Raw genomic sequence first — 19,300 nt, 5'->3', positions numbered from 1 at the left:
ACAGTGGGGCCACCGACGACCGGGAGGAACCGTGTCCGCGACCCCGCACCCTGAGCGTCCCCAGCAGGACGTCGACGCCGAGCCGACGCACGCCCGCACACGCTTCGACCCCGCGGCCCTGACGCACGCGGCCGGCGACACCTGGGCCGTGCGCCGGGTCTTCGGCGACGCCTACGAACGCGGCAGCACGACCGTCATCCCCGTCGCCAAGGTGCTCGGCGCGGTCATGACCGGCTCGGGGACCGGGGAGGTCGGCGCGGGCGCCGGGGCGGGCAAGGGCGAGGGCGGCGGTTCGGGTGGTGGCGGCGGGTACGCGACGCGCGTGCGCGCGGTGGGGGTCTACGAGGTCGACGACGACGGCGTGCACTGGCGCCCGGCGCTCGACCTCAACCGCGTGATCCTGGGCGGGCAGGTCGTCGGCGCGGTGGTGCTCACCGCGTTCTCGCTGGCCTGGGCGCTCCGCCGCCGGCGCTGAGCCGCGGGGCCGGCGCCGCCCCGACGGCGGTCAGCCCGCGAGCAGCCGCAGCTCCAGGGAGTCGACGCGGAGCGTCACGGTCTCGTCGGCCGCCAGCGCGGCGTTGACCCGGGCGAGGACCGCGTCGAGGCGCGCGCGGTCGAGGCCGGGCACGAGGCGCAGCAGCACGGCGACCTCGGCGCGGCGGCCGGGCCGGGCGTCGACCCCGAGGACCTCGGGGACCGCTCCGAGCGCACCCTGCAGCGCAGCGCGGACGTCGGGGTCGACCTCACCTGCGTCTCCGGCTCCCGTGACGTCCGAGGCGACACCCATCGACGGACCGGCGCCCGCCACCCCGGACGCACGGCGGACCGCGGGCACCCAGGCGCGCTGCTGGGCGAGCGCCCACACGGCCGGTCGGGGCACGAGCACCGTGACCGGGCCGCCGGGGTCGAGGACGAGCAGCTCCCACCGCTCCTCGACCGCCGAGAGCGCCGCGCGGGCGACGTCGGTCGGCACGGGACGCGCGTCGGGCCGCCACGCCTGCATCGCCGTGACGGACGAGAACACCGGCAGCGCGGTGCGGCCGTCGGGCGCCTGGAGCGCCACGATCCCGGCGGACGCCTCCTTGTCCACGGTGTGCTCGTGCCCATCGTGGACCACGACGTCCGCGGCCTCGAGCTCCGCGAGGACCGGGACGAGCACACGCGTCCCCGCGAGCGTCGCCACGACGCCCGCGAGCGATCCACGCCCGTCGCCGAGCGCCCGCAGCTCCTCCGCGAGGCGCGGGTCGCAGCTCCCGTCGTCCCCCGCGAACGCGGAGGTCGGCGGCAGCTCGCGCGGGGAGGTCACGGTCGGCCGGCGACGTCGAGCGCCTCGGGCAGCGTGAACGCCCGGGCGTAGAGCGCTTTGCCGACGATCGCGCCCTCGACGCCGACGGGCACGAGGGCCCGCAGCGCCTCGAGGTCGGCGAGGCTCGAGATGCCGCCCGACGCCACGACCGGGGCGCTCGTGCGCGCGCACACCTCGCGGAGCAGGTCGAGGTTGGGTCCGCGCAGGGTCCCGTCCTTCGTCACGTCGGTCACGACATAGCGCGCGCAGCCGGCCTCGTCGAGCCGGGCGAGGACCTCCCAGAGGTCGCCGCCCTCCTGCGTCCAGCCGCGCGCGGCGAGCGTCGTCCCGCGCACGTCGAGGCCGACGGCGATCGCCGCACCATGGCTCGCGATGACCTTGGCGGTCCACTCGGGGTCCTCGAGCGCCGCCGTCCCGAGGTTGACGCGCGTCGCTCCCGTGGCGAGCGCGCGCTCGAGGGAGGCGTCGTCGCGGATGCCCCCCGAGAGCTCGACCTTGACACCCTTCGCCGACAGGTCCGCCGTGACGTCGGCCAGCAGCGGAGCGTTCGACCCGCGCCCGAAGGCGGCGTCGAGGTCGACGAGGTGGATCCACTCGGCCCCGCCCGCCTGCCAGTCGAGCGCCGCGGCGAGCGGGTCGCCGTACCCGGTCTCGGAGCCGGCCTCGCCCTGGACGAGGCGCACGGCCTGCCCGTCGGCGACGTCGACGGCGGGCAGCAGCTCGAGGCGGTCGGTCATGGTGGTCCTCTCGTCGGTGCCGTGCGGCACCTGCTCGGGTGGGTGGCCGGGGCGCGCCCGGCCCACGTGCCCCGGTCCTCGGGGCACGGGCGGTCAGCGCAGGGAGTCGACCCAGTTGGTCAGCAGCTGGGCACCCGCGTCGCCCGACTTCTCGGGGTGGAACTGGGTTGCGGACAGCGGGCCGTTCTCGACCGCGGCGACGAAGCGGTCGCCGTGCTCGGCCCACGTGACGCGCGGGGGTGCGAGCCGCTCCTCGGCGGAGCCCTCGGTGAGCGGGAAGGTTCGCGCCGCGTAGGAGTGCACGAAGTAGAAGCGCTCGTCCTCGATGCCCGCGAACAGCGTCGTGCCCTCGGGCGGGTCGACCGTCGCCCAGCCCATGTGCGGGACGACGTCGGCCTCGAGACGGTCCACGAGGCCCGGCCACTCGCCCAGACCGTCGGTCCGCACGCCGTGCTCGTCCCCGGCCGCGAACATGACCTGCATGCCGACGCAGATGCCGAGCACGGGCCGGCCCCCCGCGAGGCGGCGGTCGACGATCTGGTCGCCCCGCACGTCACGCAGGCCCGACATGACCGCGGCGAACGCCCCGACCCCGGGGACGACGAGGCCGTCCGCCTCCGCGGCGGCGTGCGGGTCCGCGGTCAGCTCGACGTGCGCGCCGACACGTTCGAGGGCGCGGACGGCGGATCGGACGTTGCCGAAGCCGTAGTCGAGGACGACGACACGAGGCTGGCTGGACACGCCCTCAGGTTACCGGGGCGCACCGCAGGCCGCGGCCCGCGAGCGGCCCGTGAGACCGCCGCCGCTCCCCGCCGGGCCGTGGGCCGGTCAGCCTCGTGCTCCCCGCGCCGACTGCGCGAGCAGGCGCATGGCCTTCCAGCGCGAGAGCCCGACGCTCGTGACCACGCCCTCGACGTCGCCGACGGAGGCGCCCCCGAGCAGCAGGTCCTCGAGCACCGCGGGCGCGTCGGACAGCACGAGGCCCGCGGGCAGCTCGTCGCCCTTCTCCCCGCCGGCCCACCGGGTCGCCGTGATCTGCCCGCTGCGACGCTCGAGCAGGATCACGGGAACGGCCTTGAGCAGCTTCGAGATCGCCGCGGCGCCGTCCGGACCGGTGCGGGGGTCGCGCAGGACCGCGAGCGCGCCGACGGGCGAGGGGACGACGTCGACCGCGACCCCGGCGAGGGCGCACGCCGCCGCGAGGGGGGCTGCCGCCGCGACCTGGGTCAGGACGAGGGTCACCGTCGGCGCCTCGGCGGCGGCAGGGTCCGTGAGCGACGCGAGGTCGTCCGGGACCGTGCTGCCCGGGTCGTCGTCCGCCGCGCGACCCTCGGACTCGGGGCGCATGGCTGCGTCCGGGGTCGGCGCGGACGCACCGGCGACGGAAGCGCCCGCCGCTGCCTCCGCGCTCGGCGCGGAGCCGTCTCGCTCGCCCAGCACGTCGTCACCGAGCCCGGCCGTGGCGGGCCCACGCGGGTCGGTGGCCGACGGGGCGGGCGGTGCGTCGGGAGCGTCCGGAGCTTCCGGCGCGTCGAAGAGCCCGGACAGGTCGTCGGGGACCGTGAAGTCCTCGGGCAGCGCGTCGTCGTCCGGCCCGTGCCCCGGCCCGGCGCTCACAGGACGCCCTTGGTGCTCGGGATGCCGGTGACGCGCGGGTCGGGCTGCACGGCGAGCCGGAGCGCGCGGGCGAGCGCCTTGAACTGCGCCTCGACGATGTGGTGCGGGTCTCGCCCGGAGAGCACGCGCACGTGCAGGCAGATGCCCGCGTGGTGCGCGATCGACTCGAGCACGTGCCGCGTGAGCGACCCGGTGAAGTGCCCGCCGATCAGGTGGTACGCCTGCCCCTCGGGCTCCCCGGAGTGCACGAGGTAGGGACGCCCGGAGACGTCCACGACGGCCTGCGCGAGCGCCTCGTCGAGCGGCACGAGCGCGTCGCCGAACCGCGAGATGCCCCGCTTGTCGCCGAGCGCCTGGCGCAGCGCCTCGCCGATCGCGATGGCGACGTCCTCGACGGTGTGGTGCGCGTCGATGTGGGTGTCGCCGGTCGCGCGGACCGTGAGGTCGATGAGCGAGTGCTTGCCCAGCGCGGTGAGCATGTGGTCGTAGAACCCGACCGTCGTCGAGATGTCGGTCGTGCCGGTGCCGTCGAGGTCGAGCTCGACGAGCACGCTCGACTCGCTCGTCGTGCGCTCGACGCGCCCCGTCCGCTTGCCTGCGCTCACAGCGCTGCCACCTCCACCAGGGCGTCCTTGAACGCCGCCGTCTCCTCCGGGGTGCCGACCGACACCCGCAGCCATCCCGGGGGCCCGACCTCGCGGATCAGCACCCCCCGGTCGAGCAGACCCTGCCAGACTGCGTGCCGGTCGTCGAACAGGCCGAACAGCACGAAGTTCGCGTCGGAGTCCGCGACCGTCAGGCCCCGCTCGCGCAGCCACACCACGAGGGCGTCGCGCTCGTCGCGCAGCGAACCGACCTGGGCCATGAGCGCGGGGGCGTGCCGGAGCGCCGCCCGGGCGACCGCCTGCGTGACGGCCGACAGGTGGTAGGGCAGGCGCACGACGCGCAGCGCGTCGACCAGGGCCGGCGCCGCGGCGAGGTACCCGAGGCGCGCTCCCGCGAGACCGAACGCCTTGGACATCGTGCGGCTCACGGCGAGGTTCGGGTGCGCGGGCAGGAGCTCGAGCGCCGAGGGCGTGCCGGTGCGGCGGAACTCGCCGTACGCCTCGTCGACCACCACGACGCAGCCGCCGGGGACCTCGTCCGCGACGGCGAGCACCGCCTCGACGGTCGCGCGCGGGAGCGCCGTGCCGGTCGGGTTGTTGGGGCTCGCGAGCAGCACGACCGAGGGCTGCTCGCGCGTGATCGTCGCGGCCACGGCGTCGGTGTCGAGGCTGAAGTCCTCGGCGCGCCGGCCCTCGACCCAGGCCGTCGACGTCGCGCGCGCGTACTCCGGGTACATCGAGTACGTCGGGGCGAACGAGACCGCGGTCCGCCCGGGGCCGCCGAACGCCTGGAGCAGGTGCAGCATGACCTCGTTGGACCCGTTGGCCGCCCAGAGCTGCTCCGGGGCGAGCGTCACGCCGGACTCGGCCGCGAGGTACGCCGCGAGGTCCTCGCGCAGCGCGAGGAAGTCGCGGTCGGGGTACCGGTTGAGCGTCGCGGCGGCGGTCGCGACGTCCCGGGCGATGTCCGCGACGACGTCCGGGGCGGGCGCGTACGGGTTCTCGTTCACGTTGAGCAGGTACGGCACGTCGAGCTGCGGCGCGCCGTACGGCGCGACCCCGACGATCTCGGGGCGCAGCGGCAGGACGGGTCGGGACGTGGGGGCGCTCACGGCACCGATCGTAGTCAGCGGCACGCGGGGCTCTCGCCGGCGGCCGACGAGCGGACGGCGGGCGGACGACGAACGGACGGGCAGGCGGCGGGCGGACGCACGGACGACGGGCGGACGGACGGACGGACGGGCGCACGGGCGCACGGGCGGCGGAAGGTGAACGCGCGACGAGCGGACCACGAACCCCGTGCCGCGAGCGCTGCCGGCGCGCCGGTCGGAGCCGAGCGTGCCGGCCGGGGACGGGGACCGCGCCCGTGACCGGGGCACCCCGCTGGACGGGACGCCCCACCGGACGGGCCGGCCCGACGGACGCCGTGTCCGAGGCGCGACCTACGATCGAGCGCATGACCCCTCGTGCGACGACCCTGCCCGACGTCGACCGAGCGGCGCTGCGCGAGGACGCGGAGCGGGCGCTGCGGGCGCTGGTCGGCCGGGAGGACGCGGTGCTCCGCGAGGACCAGTGGGTCGCGGTCGAGGCGCTCGTCGCGGACCGGCGTCGCGCGCTCGTCGTGCAGCGCACCGGGTGGGGCAAGTCGGCGGTGTACTTCGTCGCCACCGCGCTGCTGCGCGCGGGCGCCGGCGGCGGCGAGCCCTCGGGGCCGACCGTCATCGTCTCGCCGCTGCTCGCGCTCATGCGCAACCAGGTCGCCGCGGCGGCGCGGGCCGGGATCCGCGCCGAGACGATCAACTCCGCGAACGTGACCGAGTGGGACGCCGTGCACGAGCGCGTCGCCGCCGGCGAGGTCGACGTGCTGCTCGTCTCGCCCGAGCGGCTCAACAACCCGTCGTTCCGCGACACCGTCCTGCCCCGGCTCGCGGCCGACGCCGGGCTCGTCGTGATCGACGAGGCGCACTGCATCTCCGACTGGGGCCACGACTTCCGGCCCGACTACCGGCGCATCCGCACGCTGCTCGCCGACCTCCCGGCCGGCATCCCGGTGCTTGCGACGACCGCGACGGCGAACGCGCGCGTGACCGGCGACGTCGCGGAGCAGCTCGCCGTGCGCGGTCCCGGCGCCGGGGACGGCGCCGAGACCTCCGGGCTCGAGGACGTGCTGGTGCTGCGCGGGCCGCTCGACCGCGAGAGCCTGCACCTGACGGTCGCCCGCCTGCCCGACACCTCCGCGCAGCTCGCCTGGCTCGCGCACAACCTCCCGCGCGTCGACGGGTCCGGCATCGTCTACTGCCTCACGGTCGCGGCGGCGCAGCAGGTCACGGAGCACCTGCGCGCGAGCGGGCTCGACGTGCGCGCGTACACCGGGCAGACCGACCCCACCGAGCGCGAGGCCGCCGAGGCGGACCTGCTCGCGAACCGGGTCAAGGCGCTCGTCGCGACGTCGGCGCTCGGGATGGGCTTCGACAAGGGCGACCTCGCGTTCGTCGTGCACCTCGGAGCGCCCGCGTCGCCGATCGCCTACTACCAGCAGGTCGGGCGCGCCGGCCGCGCGACGGACCACGCCGAGGTCGTCCTGCTGCCCGGCCGGGAGGACCGCGCGATCTGGGACTACTTCGCGTCGATGGCGTTCCCGCCCGCCCAGGAGGTTCGGGCGACGCTCGCCGCGCTCGAGGCGCACGGCACGCTCTCGACCGCCGCGCTCGAGACGCACGTGTCGCTGCGACGCAACCGCCTCGAGCTCATGCTCAAGGTGCTGGACGTCGACGGCGCCGTGCGGCGGGTCACGGGCGGCTGGCAGTCGACGGGCGAGCCGTGGGAGTACGACGCCGAGCGGTACGAGCGCGTCGCCGCCGCCCGGGCCGCCGAGCAGGAGTCGATGGTCGAGTACGTGCGCGGCGAGACCTGCCGCATGGCGTTCCTGCGACGTGCGCTCGACGACCCGGAGCTCAGCGGGCCCGAGGGCGAGGCGTGGCGGTGCGGCCGGTGCGACGTGTGCGGTGGTGCGAGCGCGGGGGTCGCGCCCGACGAGGCCGAGGTCGAGGCGGCCCGCGAGCGCCTCGCGGTCCCGGGCGTCGAGGTCGAGCCCCGGAAGATGTGGCCGTCCGGCATGGCGGCGCTCGGCGTCGAGCTCAGCGGGCGGATCGCCCCCGGGGTGCAGGCGTCGGCCGGACGCGCCGTCGCACGGCTCGACGGCATCGGGTGGGGCGGGCTGCTGCGGGACCTGTTCGCGCCCGCGGGCGGGCCCGGCGCCGATCCGGATGCGGACGGCGAGCACGGCGGGTGCAACGACGGGCTGCCCGTCCCGCTGCGCCGCCCGGTGGTCGAGGTCCTCGACGCGTGGCACCCGGACCCCACCCCCGCGGGTGTCGTCCTCGTCGAGTCGGCGACGCGCCCGGCCCTCGTGCGCCACCTCGCCGAGGGGGTCGCCCGGCACCTCGGCGTCCCCGTCGTGGGCGTGGTGCGGCCGGCCGACGGCGTGCCCCCCGGTCGGCACGACGTGAACTCCGCGCAGCGGCTCGCGGGTGTCGCGCGCCGGCTCGAGCTCGACCTGTCCCCCGCGGCGGCCGCCGGCCTGCCCGGGCGCGCGGTCCTGCTCGTGGACGACCGGACGGACTCCGGCTGGACGCTCACGGTCGCGGCGCGCCTGCTGCGTGAGGCCGGCGCCGACGCGGTCCACCCGTTCGTCCTCGCCGTCGGCTGACGCACTGCCGCGCGCGCCTCGGTGCCGGATGTGGCGCTGGCGGGTGCGGCGCGGGCTGTGCCGCGGTGCCGGGCTCGGCGCGGGCGGTGCCGCGGTGCCGGGTGCGGCGCGGGCGGTGCCGCGGTGCCGGGCTCGGCCGCATCCCGGCTCGACGGCCCCCGACGCGGCGAGGGCTACACGGCCGACGACACGCGTGGTCCGGGCCGGAAGTTCCGACGCGGCGGGGGCTACCCGGCCGACGACGCGCACTGGCCGGGCCGGACGACGCCGCTCTCCGCTTGCGCGCCGGCGCGGCTCAGAAGCGCGCGCGGACCGCCTCGCCGTGCGCGGGCAGGCCCTCGGCCTCGGCGAACGCCACGATGCGGTCCGCGACCTCGTCGAGCGCGGTCGCGTCGTACTCGATGACCTGCACGGCGCGCAGGAACGAGTGCACACCGAGCCCGCTCGTGAAGTGCGCGCAGCCGCCGGTCGGCAGGACGTGGTTCGACCCCGCCATGTAGTCCCCGAGCGAGACCGGCGAGTACGGCCCGACGAAGATCGCCCCGGCGCTCGTCACGCGGTCGGCGACCGCCGCCGCGTCGGCCGTCTGGATCTCGAGGTGCTCCGCGCCGTACGCGTTGACCACCTCGAGGCCCGCGTCGAGGTCGTCGACGAGCACGATCGCGGACTGCGGACCGGACAGCGAGGTCAGGACGCGTGCGGCGTGGGGCGTGCTCGGCGCCCGGTCCCCCAGCTTGGCCGCGACGGCCCCGGCCAGCTCCGCCGACGGCGTCACGAGCACGGCGGCCGCGAGCGGGTCGTGCTCGGCCTGCGAGATGAGGTCGGCCGCGACGTGCACGGCGTCCGCGGTGCCGTCGGCGAGGATCGCGATCTCCGTCGGCCCGGCCTCCGAGTCGATGCCGACGACGCCGCGCACGAGCCGCTTGGCCGCGGCGACGTAGACGTTGCCCGGTCCGGTGACGACGTCGACGGGCTCGCACAGCACGGCACCGTCGACCTCGTCGGTGCCGTCCGCCCCGTAGGCGAACATCCCGACCGCCTGCGCCCCGCCGACCGCGTAGACCTCGTCGACCCCGAGCAGCGCGCACGTCGCGAGGATCGTCGCGTTCGGCAGCCCGCCCGAGTCCTTCTGCGGCGGCGACGCGACGGCGAGCGAGCCGACACCGGCCTCCTGGGCGGCGACGACGTTCATGATCACCGACGACGGGTACACCGCGAGGCCGCCCGGCACGTACAGACCGACGCGGCGCACCGGCAGCCAGCGCTGGCGCACCTGCGCACCCGGGCCGAGGTCGACCGTGAAGTCCGCCGGTCGCTGCGCGGCGTGCACGGTCCGGACCCGGACGATCGTCTCGTCGATCGCGGCGCGGACGTCGGGGTCGAGCCCCTCGACCGCCGCACGGATCGCCTCGGCGGGCACGCGCAGGTGCACCGGCCGCACGCCGTCGAACCGCTCGGCGAGGTCGCGCAGCGCCGCGGCTCCGTGCGCGCGGACGTCCGCGAGGATCGGCGCCACGGTGACGGCGGCGGTCTCGACGTCCACCGCCGCACGCGGGAGGGTGTCGAGCAGCTCGCGACGGGACAGGGTGCGACCGCGCAGGTCGATCCGGGAGATCACGTCTCGAGTGTAGTGATCCGGACGCGCGCGGCCCCTCGTCGTCCGGCGGTACGCGAGCGGGGAGGATGGGCGCATGAGCACACGTGAGCCCGCCGGTCCGCCGCCCGAGGTCGTCGCCATCGCCGATGAGAGCATCCGCCTCGGCCAGTTCCTCAAGCTGGCCGGGCTCGCCGACTCCGGCGCGCACGCGCGCGAGCTGCTCGACGACGAGGTCGTCACCGTCAACGGCGAGCCCGAGCAGCGCCGCGGCCGTCAGCTGCGCACGGGGGACGTGGTCGTCGTCGACCTGCCCGCAGGGCCGTCGACCGCCGTCGTCGGCTGAGAACGTCGCCGCAGCGTGCAGGACGGGCGGTGGCCGTCCTAGCGGACCGACCCGAGCACCCGGTCGACCGCGAGGTGCAGCACGACGCGCTCGGGCTGGAAGGGCCGGGGCCGGTACCGCACCGCGTACGCCTCGACCGCCTCGGCGATCTCGCCGGGGTCGCGCGAGAGCGTGATCTCGCCCTCGAGCGTGAGCCACCGACGCCCGTCCAGCTGGCACACCGCGGCCCGCACCGGCCCCTCGCTGCCGGCGACGTGACGGGCCTTGACCGACGTGATCTTGGTCGTCACGCGGACGCGCCCGCGCCCGGCGTCCCACGTGAAGCCGACCGGCACGACGTGCGGCGACCCGTCGGGCCGCAGCGTCGAGAGCGTCGCCAGGTGCCGTTCGGTGACGAACGCGAGCTGGTCCGGGGTCAGTGCGAGCACGAGGCGCGAGTCTAGGCGCCGGGCGCGCCGCCCGCCTCGGCACGCACGCGGAGCCGGACCTGGCCCGGGCACACGAGCTCGGCGCCGTCGGCCCCGACGTCGCCCGGCTCCCCCGCGGCGAGCCGGCCGCCGGAGCCGACCGCGCTGACGAGGGACTCGCGCAGCGACTCGACGTCGGCCCAGGTCAGGGTCACGTCCGCGGGCGCGTCATCCGTCGCGGGGTCGCGCTCGACGACGGCGAGCCCGGCGCGGCCCGGCACGCCGTGCAGCACGGGCCGGCCGGGTGCCGCTCCGCCCTCGGTCCACCCGAGCCATGCGCCGAGGAACTCGGCCGTCGCCGCCGGGTCTGCGGAGACCAGCCGGTCATCGGTCGCCTCGACGTGCACGGGGCCGACCGCGGCGAGGAGCCGCCGGTACGTGGGCAGCAGGTCGTCGAACCGGTCCGTCCACTCGTCCTCGCGCCCGACCAGGAGCAGCCCGAGGTGGTCGAGGAACGCGTGCCAGCCGGCACCGTAGCCCCGCGCCGCCCCGCGGCTCAGCCGCCGGTGCTCGACGTGCAGGACCGATCCCCCACCGCGCGGCTCGACGCGCGCCTCGACCTCGCTCGGGTCCTCCCCCGGGAAGCTCCACGTGAGCAGCACCCGCGTGGGCGGCTCGCACGCCAGCACCTCACCGGTCGCGCGCTCGTCGGAGGCGCCGGAGCTGCCGTCGTCGCCCATGTCCAGCGCGTACGCGCCGCCGACGCGCAGGTCCCCGCTGAGCCGGCCGAGCCAGCGCGCGACGCGCTCCGGGTCGGTCAGCGCCGTCCACACCTCCTCGGGCGGGGCGGCGAGGGTCCGCTCGAACCGCACCTGCGCCTCGCGCCCCTCGGCGGTGAGCAGTCCGAGCTCGTCGATCATGCGTGAGGTCATGGCCGTGCCTCCTGAGGGTGGGTCGGGTCCGCGCTCCGGGTCTGCCGCAGGCCGCGCGCGACCTCCGTCTCGAGCGCATCGAGCCGCTGGTCCCAGAAGCGGCGGACCCGGCGGACCCAGTGCTCGACCTCGGTGAGCGACTCGGCGCGCACCGAGTACAGGCGGCGCTGGCCGTCGACGACGGACTCGACGACGCCGGCCTCGCGCAGGACGCGCAGGTGGCGGGATGCGCCGGGCTGGCTCACGCCGAACTCCGCGCCGACGGCGGCCGCGAGCTCGCCCGCGGTGCGTTCACCGTCCGCGAGGAGCTCGACGAGCCGTCGCCGGACCGGGTCGCCGAGCGCGTCCATCGTCTGCACGACCCGACTATTTCACCGCGCGTTATATAACGCAACAGTCATGCATCATCGCCCGCAGCTGGAGTCGCCCCGGCCCCGTCGCGTCAGCCGCGCCGCCTCAGGGCGTCGCGAGGCAGCTCGGGCCCAGCAACGCCTTGAGGTCCCCGAACAGCGACGGCGACCGCTCGACGCGCAGCCCCTCGTCGAGCCGCATGACCGTCGCTCGCCCAGGGCTCGTGAGCCGCAGGTGCACCTCCGTGACGCCGGGGTGCGTCGAGAGCACCTCGCGCAGCCGCTCCACGACGGGAGCCGTGCACCGCGCGACGGGGAGCGTCAGGACGACCGGGGAGTCCGCCGCCGCGGACACGTCCGGGATCGACACCTCCATCGCCTGGAGCTGCATCGTCTCGTCCCGGCGCCGCACCCGGCCGCGCACGACCACGACGGCGTCCTCGGCGAGCGCGGTCGAGTACGCGAGGTACGTCTCGCCGAAGAACATGATCTCGACGGCGCCCTCCATGTCCTCGAGCGTGACCGCGGCCCACGGGTTGCCCTGCTTCGACATCTTCCGCTGCAGCGACGTGACCAGGCCGGCGACCACGACCGTCGAGCCGTCCGGGCGCGCCTCGTCGGCGTTGAGCGTCGCGATCGACACGTCCGCCGCGGCGGCGAGCACGTGCTCGAGCCCGGAGAGCGGGTGGTCCGAGACGTAGAGCCCGAGCATCTCGCGCTCGAACTGCAGCCTCTGCTTCTTGTCCCAGTCCGGCAGGTCCGGGATCACGACCGAGAAGCCGGGACCCTCGTCGTCGCCGCCGAGGTCCGCGAACAGGTCGAACTGCCCCTCGGCCTCCTTGCGCTTGACGCCGATGACCGAGTCGACCGCCTGCTCGTGCACGAGCAGCAGAGCCCGCCGCGCGTGGCCGAGCGAGTCGAACGCACCGGCCTTGATGAGCGACTCGATGGTCCGCTTGTTGCAGACGACCGCCGGCACCTTGTCGAGGAAGTCGGTGAAGGACGTGAACGCGCCCTTCTCCTCACGGGTACGCACGATCGCGTCGACGACGTTCGCGCCGACGTTGCGCACCGCCGTCAGGCCGAAGCGGATGTCCACGCCCACGGCGGTGAAGTTGGCCGACGAGGAGTTCACGTCGGGCGGCAGAACCGTGATGCCCATGCGCCGGCACTCGCCGAGGTACAGCGCCGACTTGTCCTTGTCGTCGCGGACGCTCGTGAGGAGCGCCGCCATGTACTCGGTCGGGTAGTTCGCCTTGAGGAACGCCGTCCAGTACGACACGACGCCGTACGCCGCGGAGTGCGCCTTGTTGAACGCGTAGCCGGCGAACGGGACCAGCACGTCCCACACCGCCTGGATCGCCTTGTCGGAGTAGCCCCGCTCGCGGCACCCGGCCTGGAACGGGATGAACTCCTTGTCGAGCACCTCCTTCTTCTTCTTGCCCATCGCGCGGCGCAGCAGGTCGGCCTGGCCGAGCGTGTAGCCGGCGAGCTTCTGCGCGGCACGCTGGACCTGCTCCTGGTACACGATCAGGCCGTGCGTGATGCCCACGACCTCCTCGAGCGGCTCGGCCAGCTCGGGGTGGATCGGCTCGATCTGCTGCAGGCCGTTCTTGCGCAGCGCGTAGTTGATGTGCGAGTTCATGCCCATCGGACCCGGGCGGTAGAGCGCGATGACGGCCGAGATGTCCTCGAAGTTGTCGGGGCGCATCTGCCGCAGCAGGGACCGCATCGGGCCGCCGTCGAGCTGGAACACCCCGAGCGTGTCGCCGCGGCCGAGCAGCTCGTACGTCGGCGGGTCGTCGAGCGCGACCTCCTCGATGAGGATCGGGTCCTTGCCGTTCATCTCGATGTTCTCGAGCGCGTCGTCGAGGATCGTGAGGTTGCGCAGCCCGAGGAAGTCCATCTTGATCAGGCCGAGCGCCTCGGAGGACGGCTGGTCGAACTGCGTGATGATCGCGCCGTCCTGCGGGCGGCGCATGATCGGGATGATGTCGAGCAGCGGCTCGCTCGACATGATGACGCCGGCCGCGTGCACGCCCCACTGGCGCTTGAGGTTCTCGAGCCCGCGCGCGGTCTCCAGGACGCGCTGCGCCTCGGGGTCCGCCTGCACGACCTGGCGGAACTCTTCGGCCTCGGCGTACCGCGGGTCGTCCGGGTTGTAGATCCCCTTGAGCGAGATGTCCTTGCCCATGACCGCGGGCGGCATCGCCTTGGTGAGCTTCTCCCCCATCGCGAAGGGGAAGCCCAGCACGCGCGAGGCGTCCTTGAGGGCCTGCTTCGCCTTGATCGTGCCGTAGGTGACGATCTGTGCGACGCGGTCCTCGCCGTACTTCTCGGTCACGTACCGGATGACCTCACCGCGCCGGCGCTCGTCGAAGTCGACGTCGACGTCGGGCCACGAGACGCGCTCGGGGTTGAGGAACCGCTCGAAGATCAGGCCGTGCTCGAGGGGGTCGAGCTCGGTGATGCCCATCGCGTACGAGGCCATCGAGCCGGCCGCCGAGCCACGCCCCGGGCCGACGCGGATGCCCTGGTCCTTCGCCCAGTTGATGAAGTCGGCAACGACGAGGAAGTAGCCGGAGAACCCGAGCTGCGTGATGACGCCGGTCTCGTAGTCGGCCTGCTTGCGGACGTCGTCCGGGATCGCGCCCTTGTACCGGCGCTGGAGGCCCGACTCGACCTCCTTGATGAACCACGACTGCTCGTCCTCGCCGGCGGGCACCGGGAAGTTCGGCATGTAGTTGGCGTTGGTGTTGAACTCGACCTCGCACTGCTCCGCGATGCGCAGCGTGTTGTCGCACGCCTCCGGGAGCTCGGCCCACCTGCGCCGCATCTCCTCGCCGGACCACAGGTAGAACTCGTCGGTGTCGAACTTGAACCGGTCGGGGTCCGCGAGCGTCGAGCCCGACTGGACGCACAGCAGCACCTCGTGGGCGTGGCTGTCCTCGTGGCGCGTGTAGTGCAGGTCGTTCGTCGCGACGAGCGGGGCGTCGATGACCTCGGCGAGCCGGCGCAGGTCCTTGATGACCCGCTGCTCGATCTCGAGCCCGTGGTCCATCAGCTCGACGTAGAAGAACTCCTTGCCGAAGATGTCCTGGAACTCGCCCGCGGCCCGCACGGCCTCGTCGAACTGCCCGAGCCGCAGGCGCGTCTGCACCTCGCCCGACGGGCAGCCCGTCGTCGCGATGAGGCCCGTCGAGTAGCGGCTCAGCAGCTCGCGGTCCATGCGCGGCCACTTGCCCATCTGGCCCTCGAGCGACGCGAGGGAGCCCAGCCGGAACAGGTTGTGCATGCCCTCGGTGGTCCGGGACAGGATGGTCATGTGCGTGTAGGCGCCGCGCGCCGACACGTCGTCGCTCGCCTGGTGCGCCTCGCCCCACCGCACGCGCGTCTGGTCGAACCGGCTGGTCCCGGGCGTCAGGTACGCCTCGATGCCGATGATCGGCTTGATGCCGTGCGCCTTGGCGCGCGACCAGAAGTCGAACGCGCCGAACAGGTAGCCGTGGTCGGTGATCGCCATGGCCGTCTGGCCCAGCCGTTCGGCCTCGGTGAAGAGGTCCTCGACGCGGGCCGCACCGTCGAGCATCGAGAACTCGGTGTGTGCGTGGAGGTGGACGAAGTCAGATCCTCCAGAAGCCATGCGGGCCATCCTAGGTCGTCCCGCCGACACCTCCGGCGGGTCGCGAGCGTGTCGGCGGGTGGCCTCGGGCACAGCCGTCCCGCCCGTGCCGGCGCCCTCGCGGCCCCCGGCGTGTCGACCCGGCGTGTCGCGGGACGACGGGGTCCTTCGCCGCTCCAGGCCCGGCGCGGGGGTCAGCGGAACCCGTCGCCGAGGAGGTCGAGCGCGCGTGCGAGGTCGTCCGGGTAGGAGCTCGCGAGCCCGAGCCAGGTGCCGCTCGTCGGGTGCTCGAAGCCGAGGCGCATCGCGTGCAGCCACTGCCGCGTCAGCCCGGTGCGGGCCGCGAGCGTCGGGTCGGCGCCGTACGTGAGGTCCCCCACGCACGGGTGGCGCAGCGCCGCGAAGTGCACCCGGATCTGGTGCGTGCGCCCGGTCTCGAGGTGCACCTCCACCAGCGACGCCGAGGGCAGCATCTCGAGCACCTCGTAGTGGGTCACCGACGGCTTGCCGTCCGCGACGACGGCGAACTTCCAGTCGGAGCTGGGGTGCCGGCCGATCGGGGCGTCGATCGTGCCGGTGGTCGGCTCCGGGTGACCCTGCACGAGCGCGTGGTAGACCTTCTCGACCGTGCGCTCCTTGAACGCCCGCTTGAGCACCGTGTACGCGTACTCGCTCTTCGCGACGACCATGAGGCCCGAGGTCCCGGCGTCGAGCCGGTGCACGATGCCCTGGCGCTCGGCGGCACCCGACGTCGAGATCCGGTACCCGGCGGCGGCGAGCGCGCCCACGACCGTCGGGCCCTCCCACCCCGGCGAGGGGTGCGCCGCGACGCCGACCGGCTTGTCCACGACCACGAGGTCGTCGTCGTCGTGCACGATGCGCATGCCGGGGACCGGCTCGGGGACGACCTCGACGGCGGCGGCCGCACGCTCGTCGGGGATCTCGACCTCGAGCCACGACCCGGCGTGCAGCCGCTCGGACTTGCCCGCCTCGCGCCCGTCGACCCGGACGGCTCCGGCGCCCGCGAGCTCGGCGGCGCGGGTGCGAGAGAAGCCGAGCAGCCGCGCCAGGGCGGCGTCGACCCGCTCACCGGCGAGCCCGTCCGGGACCGGGAGCGAGCGCGTCTCAGCCATCGGTGCGCACGGGACCGTCGAGCGGGCCGGCGGCTGCCGCGGGTGCGGCGTGGGTCCCGTCGGCAGGCCTCCCGGGCGTCGCCGCCGGACCGTCCACGCGGGCGGGGTTGGTCTCGACCGTCTCCGGCTCGGGCGCGGCGTTCTCGCGCGTCCCGTCGAGCGCGATGCCGCGCACCGCGAGCAGCATGATCAGCCCCGCGGCGCCGACGATCGCGATGTCGGCGACGTTGCCGACGAAGACGTTCCCGTACGCGATGAAGTCGACGACGTGCCCGCGTGCGACGCCCGGCTCACGGAAGAACCGGTCCACCAGGTTCCCGAGCGCACCGCCCAGCAGGAGGCCGAACGCGACCGCCCAGCCGCGGGACCCGAGCCGGCGCGAAGCACGGACCACGACCACGACCACGACGGTCGCGACGACCGTCAGCAGCCACGTCTGGCCGTTCGCGATCGACAGCGCCGCACCCGGGTTGAACACCAGGCGCAGACCCAGCAGGTCCCCGAGGAGCGGGATCCGCTCGGTCTCGCTCAGCTCGCGCAGGGCGACGACCTTGGTCAGCTGGTCGAGCGCGAGGACCCCGACCGTCAGGCTCGAGAGCAGCACGAGCAGCCGACGCCGGTGGGCCGGGTCGGTGCGGTCAGGGGTCGGCTCTACCTCGGGCGTCGTGGACATCGAGGACGAGTCTACGGGCGCGTCAGCGACGCTCCTCGCGCTGCTTGCACTCGACGCACAGGGACGCGCGCGGGAACGCCTGCACGCGGGCCTTGCCGATCGCCTTGCCGCACGACTCGCACGTGCCGAACGTGCCGGCGGAGATGCGCGCGAGCGCGTGGCTCGACTGGGTCAGGAGGTCGCGCGTGTTGTTGACGAGCGTGAGCTCCTGCTCGCGCTCCAGCGCGCTCGACCCGGAGTCGGCCTGGTCGTCGCCCGCGCCGTCACCCGAGTTGCGCAGGAGGTCCGACAGCTCGGCGTCCGCGGCGCTGAGCTCCGCGGTCAGCCGGTCGACGTCGCCGATCAGCTCGTCGGCGACCGCCTGCACCTCACGAGCGGTCCAGGGCTTCTCGCCGTCACGGACCGGGAAGCCGCGGACCGCCTTGGCGAGGTCCGGAAAGTCGTGCGATGCGGTCGTCGTGCCGACCGAGTCCTTGATGGCCACGAGCACCCTCTCGTTGTGAGTCACGCGAGACTATGCGCCCGAGTCAGCACGCACAACACACCACGCCGGTCGACGGACCGGACGTGGTGTGCTGTGGGCAGAGCTGCTGGTCAGAGGGTGCGACCCTCGCCCACCGGCTGGGCGTTCTGACCACTGCGCGGCGGGAGCGCCGAGCCGCGGTTGTCGAGGTCCCCGAGCAGGTTCTCGAGGTAGCTCTTGAGGCGCGTGCGGTAGTCGCGCTCGAAGACCCGGAGCTCGTCGATCTTCCGCTCCAGCAGGGACCGCTCCTGCTCGAGCTGACCGAGCGTGCGGGCCGACGTCTCCTCGGCCTCGCGCACGATCCGGGCGCCCTGCGACTTGGCCTCGGAGATGAGCCGGTCGCTCTCCTCCTGACCGCTGCGCACGTAGTCGTCGTGCAGCTTCTGCGCGAGGGCGAGCATCCCCGTCGCGGACTCGGGCTCGTTGGGCCGGCCCTGCTGGACCGGGGCGACGGCCACGGGCGCGGGGGCGATCGGCGCGGCGACGACCTGACGCTCGGGCTCGGGCTCGGGCAGCGGCTTCGGCGCGGGGGCCGCCTGCTGCGCACCTGCGCGGCTCAGCTCCGCGATCCGGCGCTCGGCCGCCGCGAGCTTCGTCTTGAGGTCGTCGTTCTCGCCCTGGAGGTCCCGGAGGGTGTTGACGACCTCGTCGAGGAAGTCGTCGACCTCGTCCTGGTCGTACCCCTCTCTGAACTTGGTCGCCTGGAACTTCTTGTTCAGGACGTCGTCTGCGGTCAGCAGTGCCATCGTCGTCACCTCTTCGGTCGCACTTGGTCAAGCCGGTGGGCAGTCCACCGACCGCCTCGGCTCACGGTAGCGGACATTGCGGGACGAGCACGCGACCCGCCACGCCCACCCGGGACGTGCGGTCGCTCGGGTCGCGCACGAACCGGACGAACCGGACACGCGGCGGGCCCGACGTGGTCAGATGCGGCTGAGGACGGCCATGAGGACGTAGCACGCGAGCATGAGGACCAGGAACGCGAGGTCCAGGCGCACGGTGCCGATGGTCAGCGGGGGCAGGATGCGCCGCAGCGCGCGCAGCGGCGGGTCGGTGACCGTGTAGGTCGCCTCCGCCACGACGAGCGCGATGCCGCGCGGCCGCCACTCGCGCGCGAAGAACTGCACCCAGTCCAGCACGAGCCGGATCAGGAGCAGGAGGACGAAGACGAAGACGACGAGGTACAGCAGGTCCGCGACGAGGGACACGCGTCAGCTCTGGTTGAAGAAGCCGGTGCGGACCGGCTCGACAGGCGCGGGCTGCTCCTCGCCGGTCACCTCGACGTGCGCGGGCGACAGCAGGAACACCTTGTTGGTGACCCGCTCGATCGCGCCGTGCAGCCCGAAGATGAGGCCGGCGGAGAAGTCGACGAGCCGCTTGGCGTCCGCCTCGTCCATGTCCGAGAGGTTCATGATCACGGGCGTCCCCTCACGGAACGCCTCACCGATCTTGCGCGCGTCGTTGTACGAGCGCGGGTGGATCGTCGTGATCCGGCGCAGGTCACCCGTCTCCGGGTGCACGTCGTGCGCGGGTGCCACCGACCGCGTCGCCGTCGGGCGGTGCAGCGGTGTCACCTGGGCCTCGTACTCGTGCGCCACGTCGGCCTCCAGGTCGTCGTACTCGTCGACGTACTCCTCGTGCTCGCCCCGGTCGTCGGCGAGGCCGAGGTACAGCATCGTCTTGCGCAGTGCTCCGGCCATCGCGGTCTCCCCATCCCCCGAACTGATCTGTCCAGCGACTTTCACG

20 protein-coding genes are annotated in these 19,300 nt (G+C 74.4%); 3 read left to right on the top strand and 17 right to left on the bottom strand.

Going from position 1 to position 19,300, the window contains the following annotated elements:
- The first annotated feature begins 31 nt into the window (after positions 1-31).
- On the top strand, positions 32-475 hold the full coding sequence (locus tag ACWFNE_RS19980; RefSeq protein ID WP_452124170.1) for a hypothetical protein: 444 nt from the start codon (positions 32-34) through the stop codon (positions 473-475).
- Between the two features lie 30 nt (positions 476-505).
- On the opposite strand, the gene ACWFNE_RS19975 is transcribed toward ACWFNE_RS19980, so the two are convergent.
- The 6 genes from ACWFNE_RS19975 to ACWFNE_RS19950 form a co-directional block, all read right to left on the bottom strand.
- Positions 506-1,306, bottom strand: coding sequence for an SseB family protein (locus tag ACWFNE_RS19975; protein WP_452124169.1), 801 nt, complete (start codon positions 1,304-1,306; stop codon positions 506-508).
- The gene (gene priA, locus ACWFNE_RS19970) at positions 1,303-2,043 is read right to left on the bottom strand and encodes a bifunctional 1-(5-phosphoribosyl)-5-((5-phosphoribosylamino)methylideneamino)imidazole-4-carboxamide isomerase/phosphoribosylanthranilate isomerase PriA (protein ID WP_452124168.1); all 741 of its coding nucleotides are present in this window, start codon (positions 2,041-2,043) and stop codon (positions 1,303-1,305) included. Before priA ends, ACWFNE_RS19975 begins: the two co-directional genes overlap by 4 nt.
- 93 nt (positions 2,044-2,136) lie before the next feature.
- A complete protein-coding gene (gene hisH / locus ACWFNE_RS19965) occupies positions 2,137-2,784 on the bottom strand; it encodes an imidazole glycerol phosphate synthase subunit HisH (protein ID WP_452124167.1) in 648 nt (215 codons plus the stop codon).
- An 87-nt stretch (positions 2,785-2,871) separates the two neighbouring features.
- Positions 2,872-3,660, bottom strand: a complete 789-nt coding sequence (locus ACWFNE_RS19960; RefSeq protein WP_452124166.1) for a hypothetical protein — start codon at positions 3,658-3,660, stop codon at positions 2,872-2,874.
- A complete protein-coding gene (hisB, locus tag ACWFNE_RS19955) occupies positions 3,657-4,265 on the bottom strand; it encodes an imidazoleglycerol-phosphate dehydratase HisB (RefSeq protein WP_452124165.1) in 609 nt (202 codons plus the stop codon). The genes ACWFNE_RS19960 and hisB overlap by 4 nt, the downstream gene beginning before the upstream one ends.
- Positions 4,262-5,377: a histidinol-phosphate transaminase gene (locus ACWFNE_RS19950; protein WP_452124164.1), complete on the bottom strand. Its 1,116-nt coding sequence runs from the start codon at positions 5,375-5,377 to the stop codon at positions 4,262-4,264. Before ACWFNE_RS19950 ends, hisB begins: the two co-directional genes overlap by 4 nt.
- A 344-nt stretch (positions 5,378-5,721) precedes the next feature.
- On the opposite strand from ACWFNE_RS19950, the gene ACWFNE_RS19945 reads away from it, so the two are divergent.
- Positions 5,722-7,974: a DEAD/DEAH box helicase gene (locus ACWFNE_RS19945; RefSeq protein WP_452124163.1), complete on the top strand. Its 2,253-nt coding sequence runs from the start codon at positions 5,722-5,724 to the stop codon at positions 7,972-7,974.
- 295 nt (positions 7,975-8,269) lie between these two features.
- On the opposite strand, the gene hisD is transcribed toward ACWFNE_RS19945, so the two are convergent.
- Complete coding sequence (gene hisD, locus ACWFNE_RS19940; protein WP_452124162.1) at positions 8,270-9,592, bottom strand: histidinol dehydrogenase; 1,323 nt, start codon at positions 9,590-9,592, stop codon at positions 8,270-8,272.
- Positions 9,593-9,665: 73 nt separating this feature from the next.
- Between hisD and ACWFNE_RS19935 the strand changes: the two genes are divergently transcribed.
- Complete coding sequence (locus tag ACWFNE_RS19935; RefSeq protein ID WP_452124161.1) at positions 9,666-9,914, top strand: RNA-binding S4 domain-containing protein; 249 nt, start codon at positions 9,666-9,668, stop codon at positions 9,912-9,914.
- Positions 9,915-9,952: 38 nt separating this feature from the next.
- On the opposite strand, the gene ACWFNE_RS19930 is transcribed toward ACWFNE_RS19935, so the two are convergent.
- From ACWFNE_RS19930 to ACWFNE_RS19885, 10 genes are all read right to left on the bottom strand, one after another.
- Positions 9,953-10,342 carry a pyridoxamine 5'-phosphate oxidase family protein gene (locus ACWFNE_RS19930; protein WP_452124160.1) on the bottom strand — a complete coding sequence of 130 codons (390 nt, stop codon included), beginning with the start codon at positions 10,340-10,342 and terminating at the stop codon, positions 9,953-9,955.
- Between the two features lie 11 nt (positions 10,343-10,353).
- Positions 10,354-11,253: an SRPBCC family protein gene (locus ACWFNE_RS19925; protein ID WP_452124159.1), complete on the bottom strand. Its 900-nt coding sequence runs from the start codon at positions 11,251-11,253 to the stop codon at positions 10,354-10,356.
- Positions 11,250-11,603 carry an ArsR/SmtB family transcription factor gene (locus ACWFNE_RS19920; protein ID WP_452124201.1) on the bottom strand — a complete coding sequence of 118 codons (354 nt, stop codon included), beginning with the start codon at positions 11,601-11,603 and terminating at the stop codon, positions 11,250-11,252. Before ACWFNE_RS19920 ends, ACWFNE_RS19925 begins: the two co-directional genes overlap by 4 nt.
- Positions 11,604-11,709: 106 nt before the next feature.
- Positions 11,710-15,246, bottom strand: a complete 3,537-nt coding sequence (gene dnaE, locus ACWFNE_RS19915) for a DNA polymerase III subunit alpha (protein ID WP_452124158.1) — start codon at positions 15,244-15,246, stop codon at positions 11,710-11,712.
- Between the two features lie 173 nt (positions 15,247-15,419).
- On the bottom strand, positions 15,420-16,358 hold the full coding sequence (locus tag ACWFNE_RS19910; protein WP_452124157.1) for an RluA family pseudouridine synthase: 939 nt from the start codon (positions 16,356-16,358) through the stop codon (positions 15,420-15,422).
- Positions 16,351-17,031: a signal peptidase II gene (gene lspA, locus ACWFNE_RS19905; RefSeq protein ID WP_452124156.1), complete on the bottom strand. Its 681-nt coding sequence runs from the start codon at positions 17,029-17,031 to the stop codon at positions 16,351-16,353. Before lspA ends, ACWFNE_RS19910 begins: the two co-directional genes overlap by 8 nt.
- Positions 17,032-17,053: 22 nt before the next feature.
- Positions 17,054-17,509 (bottom strand): TraR/DksA family transcriptional regulator, encoded by a 456-nt coding sequence (locus ACWFNE_RS19900; protein ID WP_396126392.1) that lies wholly within the window; start codon positions 17,507-17,509, stop codon positions 17,054-17,056.
- Between the two features lie 116 nt (positions 17,510-17,625).
- Positions 17,626-18,300, bottom strand: a complete 675-nt coding sequence (locus tag ACWFNE_RS19895; RefSeq protein WP_412870340.1) for a DivIVA domain-containing protein — start codon at positions 18,298-18,300, stop codon at positions 17,626-17,628.
- A 177-nt stretch (positions 18,301-18,477) separates the two neighbouring features.
- Entirely contained in the window at positions 18,478-18,762 is a 285-nt protein-coding gene (locus tag ACWFNE_RS19890) for a YggT family protein (protein WP_452124155.1), read from the bottom strand.
- Positions 18,763-18,765: 3 nt separating this feature from the next.
- Positions 18,766-19,254: a cell division protein SepF gene (locus ACWFNE_RS19885; protein WP_452124154.1), complete on the bottom strand. Its 489-nt coding sequence runs from the start codon at positions 19,252-19,254 to the stop codon at positions 18,766-18,768.
- Positions 19,255-19,300: the final 46 nt, after the last annotated feature.

It is taken from the genome of Cellulomonas sp. NPDC055163 (assembly GCF_053607065.1).
The sequence above is the reverse complement of the archived record's forward strand: the minus strand, read 5'-3'. Positions and strand labels throughout refer to the sequence as shown.